This window comes from Leisingera sp. ANG49 (genome assembly GCF_059694505.1).
The window spans coordinates 1-6,035 of the sequence record NZ_JCATZN010000024.1 but is presented as its reverse complement, the minus strand read 5'-3'; the positions used below and the strand labels follow the sequence as shown (position 1 = coordinate 6,035).

At 53.2% G+C, this 6,035-nt stretch carries 3 protein-coding genes and 2 pseudogenes; 1 reads left to right on the top strand and 4 read right to left on the bottom strand.

From position 1 onward, the window contains the following. Positions 1-160: 160 nt before the first annotated feature. Positions 161-562: a hypothetical protein gene (locus AC58NV_RS23320; protein ID WP_497229283.1), complete on the bottom strand. Its 402-nt coding sequence runs from the start codon at positions 560-562 to the stop codon at positions 161-163. A 10-nt stretch (positions 563-572) separates the two neighbouring features. Beyond that, positions 573-1,514, bottom strand: a complete 942-nt coding sequence (locus tag AC58NV_RS23315; RefSeq protein WP_497229282.1) for a glycosyltransferase family protein — start codon at positions 1,512-1,514, stop codon at positions 573-575. 1,097 nt (positions 1,515-2,611) lie between these two features. Between AC58NV_RS23315 and AC58NV_RS23310 the strand changes: the two are divergent. Then, positions 2,612-2,957, top strand: a pseudogene (locus tag AC58NV_RS23310) (IS481 family transposase); the annotation flags it as partial. A 601-nt stretch (positions 2,958-3,558) separates the two neighbouring features. On the opposite strand, the gene AC58NV_RS23305 reads toward AC58NV_RS23310, so the two are convergent. Then, positions 3,559-4,185 (bottom strand): IS3 family transposase, encoded by a 627-nt coding sequence (locus tag AC58NV_RS23305; RefSeq protein WP_497229281.1) that lies wholly within the window; start codon positions 4,183-4,185, stop codon positions 3,559-3,561. A 105-nt stretch (positions 4,186-4,290) separates the two neighbouring features. Then, positions 4,291-5,726, bottom strand: a pseudogene (locus AC58NV_RS23300) (ISL3 family transposase). Positions 5,727-6,035 lie beyond the last annotated feature (309 nt).

The window sequence follows — 6,035 nt, the reverse complement described above, 5'->3', positions numbered from 1 at the left end:
ATCGCATTAATCGCAACCTTGGCCTTAAACTGATCTGTAAAGATCCGGTGCCTTACCATTCTCGTTTCCCCTCAAAGGTTTGAATACACCTTAGCCAGCTGTTCGGTTTCCTGGAAACACTTCAGTTTGAGTAGGAGAAACTTTATCTTCTCCGTTTGTTTCAAATACGCTGACAGGATTTGCGCAAAGACGCCTGTTTTTGAAGGTACCAATGTGTTGCCAAAATGCTTAGCTCTTGCGTTAAGTATCTTTTTGAGAAGCACATCGTGAAAAACCACCTCCTTACTTTAAAAGATGTTTTTAAAAAGAAAATTCTCTCTGGGCTTCTTCTCAACAACTCTTGCACGGTGTCTATTTCGTTTTTTCGAAAAAACATAAAGAGATAGAACTTTGCATATTCAGCATCCTTGAAAACCCTCTCCATTTCGAGGTTGAGTTTGCTTTCTAGAGATTTGATTTTCTCCCGGCAAGTTTTATCAGGGCTAGTTGGCAAGGTCGAATGGCCCTGCTCCGCCTGACGGGCTGTCAACTTATTTTTGCTGTCAAGGTTGATTGCGGTCATTAAATTTGGCTCAGCTATTTATGTTGAAAACGTTCACTATTTCGTCATTTGAGTCAAAATCGAAAAGGTCAAAGGGGTCTCTTCCTTTCTCGCCAAGATTGGTTTTCACAGCATTTTGAGAGCAGTAAAAATCCTCCTCGTGATCTTCGTAACGATGCTCCACTTTTTTTGCTAGAACTTTAATTTCGTTGACGAAGGCCATCTGCAATAGGCCGAAGAAATCTGGCGTCAGGTCCTCGTGTGGAAACGACAAGAATAGCGATTCTCTTATCAGGCTCTTGTGTAAAACAGCCCTGCCAACTAGTGTGAAAAGGGTTGCCCTTTTCAATGGTTGGCCGCTTAGAAACGGGCTCTCAATCTCGCCGTTTAGCGCGTTCACATCAACAAGCACCTTTTGCCTATGGCTTTTGAATGCGAGCTCGGTAGCCCCTATAACTGATGAGCCAGTTCGTAGGTGTTCTTCAACGACTTCCTTAAGACATGAAGTAATTGGCTGGCCATCCTTTGAGAAGGCATCTCGGGGGCAGATGATTGCGAAAATCTCATCTTGTATGAATGGAGTAGCAGAGGCGACAATGTGCTCTACTGGACGAATTTCGCCTCCGCAAACTTGAGCTGAAGTTTCAGCAAGCTTTAGAACTCTCCCCTGAAACTCTTGAATGCATGGTGAGTTGGTGTTTGTGTTGTCCAATCTCTGCATCACATCAACTATTAGATCTCGACGTATATTTTCGAAGCCAGGTTTGGTGACGAAAATAACAAACCTAATACCAGCGTTCACGGACTCTTCGAGAGCTAAGCGAACAAGGGTGCGTTCCCTCCAGTATTGTATGTTGAATGATTGACGCTTTAAATTCAAGCTGTATTCAGGAACAGTGCAGCCAACAGGGATAACCACGGATCGAGGGTATCTCGGCGTGGGCTGGCCGGGATTGTTTTCTCGTTCATTCATCAGAATATCTCAAATAGGTTGTTAGGTTTTGACTGGTTTTTTGCTCATAGGCTGTGTTACACATTTCTGCTCAGGTGGAGAGAGGGGAGGTTTACGATCTCGCTGAATATTTCTCCTCTTGGATATGTTAATCTAAAAATATGTGGGCTTGGCTTTCATGATCACAGCGGACAGCCTGTCGAGGACTCAATTTTCAGCCCGCCCTTTGTTGTGTATGAACATGACCTGTTGTCCTTTTCACCCTTGCGACAGTTGTTCACCCTTGCGACAGTTGCAGTAATTTCTTTACTAGTAGGGGCTGAAAATGGTGTTGAATTTACTGTACATGTGTTAGCTGCCACCTTGTCCGAGCGCCCGGAAAATGACGTTGGAATTCCCTATTTGAGCACTGACGCTTAGTGATTTAATTCAATCATTGCAGTTCAGCACGTGAACGTGGCTAGCAGAGAATTCGATAGTGAAATGTGTACTTTCTCGAACTTTGGACTTCTCGAATTTGATAACTTGTGTCCACCAGTCTGTGTGCGGTTCGCCCTGCCATCCGATGCTATTCCTCTAGTGCTTTCAGAGAGCCAAGTGTATAACCCGCATTCATTCACAGGCTACCCTGCTCAGTCAGAGGCTTTGGGGTAATGTCATTTTCGGCTTTCCAATTTGCTCTGAAACTCCATTACAACAGCATGGCCAAGACCAATCAGTGGCTCTTGCGATCGTCTGTGCTAGGTTTTGGCCTCGCTTTCCCTACGGTTTAGCCGGGTTTCGTTCGCCGCTGGCCAATGGCCTGTTTAGTTTTTGGAGGCGACCAGAATTTTCTGATGGGGATTGGAAGCGTGTGGTGTTAAGGCTTCGATTTGTTAATCACAAAGTATAGAGCTTCCTGTTCTCTGGCCGTGCTTAGGTGTTTCACTAAACTAGGTTGATGTCACACTGCTATCGATGTCTGATTACTGACGTTGTAGAAAAAAGTATGTATTGAGCTGTTGTCTTGCCTGCCCGATATGCTTCTGAGAAGACAAGGCGAGGTAGTTGCAAACACTCTGGTGTTAGATCCCATAGTTTAATGGTGCGATCCATTCGATGGAATGGAAGGATGTCCTATGGGGCAGATACGTCTTGGATGCGCCACGACCTTGCGCGCTATCCGAAGCAGCAATACTGCGATCGCAAGCTTTGAATGCGGCATTGGGCAGTGAGCTTGGCGTCAACGTCAAGGCCGGTGCCAAATGGCGAAAGCGCCAAACAGTCGAAGACAGAAAGACGGGGCCAAGGGAGCCGGGCTCGACTGTTCTAGGCAAAGAGGAAGAGGCATTGGCCGTTGCCTTCCGACGCCATACTTTGCTGCCGCTTGACGATTGCGTCTATGCTTTGCAGCCCTCCATTCCTCATCTGGAGCGGTCTTCATTGCACCACTGGTTGCAGCGGCACGGTATCTCGCGACTGCCTGGCAAGGCCTATACCGCTATCGCGGCCAAAATAGCGTGCACAGTACACGTCGTGGTCAAACGCGGCGAACCCTATCACCCGTTCTTCGAAGAGTGAGCCCAGACGGAAAAACCTCTCTCCGACAAGGGCCGTGGAGGCAATTTGCTGACCTCGTGGGTTATGTTCGCGCTTTCTGCCTGGGATCTCGTATTAAGGACGGTGAGGGCCGCCAGGGCGCGCACCCTGTGTTTGCCATGAAAGAGATCATTTCTTGACGGCAGAACCTGTCTGAGCAAACCTGTCAGGGCGTCGGGGACTCCGGATGCTCCATGACCTGCTGATTTAAGCAGCCGGAATTTCGCGACTTCGGACGTTGTCGCTTCGGACGAGCTCAGGCTCCCGGGGCGAAGAAACAGGCCGTAGAGCACCTCCAGGACGTCTTCGGAACGCATCCGGGTTCGGACTGCCACCGCGAGCACCTGGCGGTGTATTCATCCAGAACTGTCAGCATCGTGTAGCCGCGGCCGTTGCCGAGCCTGTCGTGAACAAAGCCAACACTCCAGACATGATTGGGGTGTGTCGGCCGGGGTCGGAGGATTGAGCTGTCCTTGTGTTGGGGGCGTCACCCCCTCTTTTGCCGCCGCGGAAGTTGCAGCCCTACCTCGCGCCAGAGGCGCTGAACCTTCTTGTAGTTGACTTGCCAGCCATCGATGCGCAGCAGTTCGGCTATCTTGCGGTAGTCGTACCGGCCATAGTTCTTGGCCAGGAGGATCAAGGCAAGCCGGACATGAGCAACCCTTACCGTCGTGGTTGCGCCGTCGACCAGGGCAGTCTCATGGCTCCAGTCGAACTGGTAGGCTTTGCTGGGGTCAAAGCTGAGCGGCACATAGTCTGCTGCCGATGCCTCGCGCTCAGACTTCGCCCAGGTTGCGGCATAACGCCGGACAGCATCGTAACCGCCCTGGGTGCCCAGCGATTGCAGCTCTTCAAAGATCCGGATGCGGGTCAGCCTCTCACGCTTCGGTTTGCGCGCATTCTCTGCAAGTATCCTGTCAAGTTCGCCCCGCCAAGGACCGATCTTCGGCTGACGCTGGATGCTGCGCTCGTAGATCATTTCGGTGACGCCGGACCGAATGATCCTGCGCACGGTGTGCCGCGAGACCCGCAGTTCACGGCAGATCTGCTTGATAGACTTCTTGTCTTGAAAATACGCGCGGCGGACCTTCGCAATCGTCTCCACAACGAACATTCCAAACCTGGTCCCGATAGCCTCGAGAGCATGATGACCATCAATGTAAGGGGGGTCATTTTTTGGTTCTGAATCAATTTTGGTGCAACTTCGGCTTCTCTCAGATCAGGGCGCTTGAACGAGCCGTGCTTTGAGCAGGTCGATGTTCGCCCTTCCATACATCTGGCGTTTGAGCGTCTTGAGGCGGCTAATCTGCCCTTCGGTCTGCCCATTGGACCACGGTTCCCTCAGCGTTGCGGCGACCGCAGCTTGATCACGCCGGAGCCCACGAGCGGAGACACCGAGCAGCCCGTCCTCCGCTTCATTCAGCCATCCTTCCAGAGCGTCTTCCCGAGCATTGCGTACCATGTCCGTAAACCGGTCGGTCAGCCTTCGGGCTGCAGCGAGGGCAGGCAACGAAGCTTCGATCCGTGCGACTTGGATGGCATCCGCCTTGCACAGATGATCCCGGCCCAGGGTCAAGAGGCGGGCAATCTTGCGCGCGGTCGACGGCTTTTCTGCTCCCGATGGCGCGGCCCGCTCAGCACGGCGCTGGCGCGAGGCCCATTCCCCGACGACACCGAGGCTGCCCTGGAAACCATCGGCCCGCAGCCGACGGCAAAGTTCGGCGCCGTTCCTGCAACCGCCCGCCCATTCCCGCTCCCGCCGCGGCAGCCAAGGGGTCAGACTGCTCTCACGGATGCGGAAAACGTCCTCGCGTTCCCCGCGCAAAATCTGCCGGACGAGCTTGCGGCTGAGCCCTGTTTGGCGAACCATCCGGTTGGTTTGCTGGCGGCGCAGATAGCCTTCGTATTGCAGCTTTTCAGCGGCCGTCAGCAGCTTGGGATCCAGTGTCTTTGCTCCAATCGCTTTGCGGATGGCAGGCATGTTACGCTGAACAGCGGCCAGGAAAGCTGTGCTCACGTTTTCTAACAGGTGCCAGCGGTCGGCAACCTGAACCGCTTTTGGCAAGGCCCGTGAGACGGCACCGCCATAACCTCCATCGCGGTCGCGGGCGACGACCTCAATCCCCGGACGGGCCCGCAGCCATGCCTCGACCGTGGCGGGTTCCCGGTCTGGCGGGAGATCAATGACCCGGCGCCGATCCAGATCGCAGATCAAAGTGCCGTATCGCTGTCCCTTTCGCCAAGCCCAGTCGTCAATACCTATAACGCGGAGATCATTGCTTGAGGCCGCCGCCGCGTCCCGGATGCTGCGGAGGAAAGTATCCTTGCTGACTGGCAGCAGGAGCCGTGCGGTGAGCGCCTGTGCCAAGCCGAGGTGCCGGACCAGTCCTTGCAAACGGGAGGTATGCTGCGCATGCGGCCGGGTCACCTCCGGCGGAAACCGTTCCGAAAATGCCTTGGCTGGGCACCGCAGAGAACGGCAGGCCGACGGCGGTACCTGCTGTGAACATGGTGTGAAACCATGCCGCAGCGCGGGCACGCCGCCGCGGCTTTGGCGGCACGCGAGTGGATCCGGATCGTGTTCCCAACAAGCTCGACCCGATTGGCCTTGAGACCTGCTGGCAGGAAATCCCGCCGTGAAAACTGTGACGCCATCGGCAACCTCCTCCAAAACCTGTCGATATATAGCGCTTAGCATGTTGGACTGCGCCAAATCTGCTTCAGAGCCATTTTTGGAAGTCGAATACCCCGCTACGGGTCAAAATTGCATGCATGTTCATACTTAATGCAAAACATACTTATTGATGTGTGTCATCCTGATCCGGGACGTCTATTGTGTTTGTGGTAACGAGGTTATTTTCCAATCTGGGCTGAATATCCAGAGCCTCTATTTCTCCCCTCGAGTGGCAATGAAGGGAAATGGCCTCGTTGCTTTTCTGAGTTTGCACGCCACTGCCTGCGCCC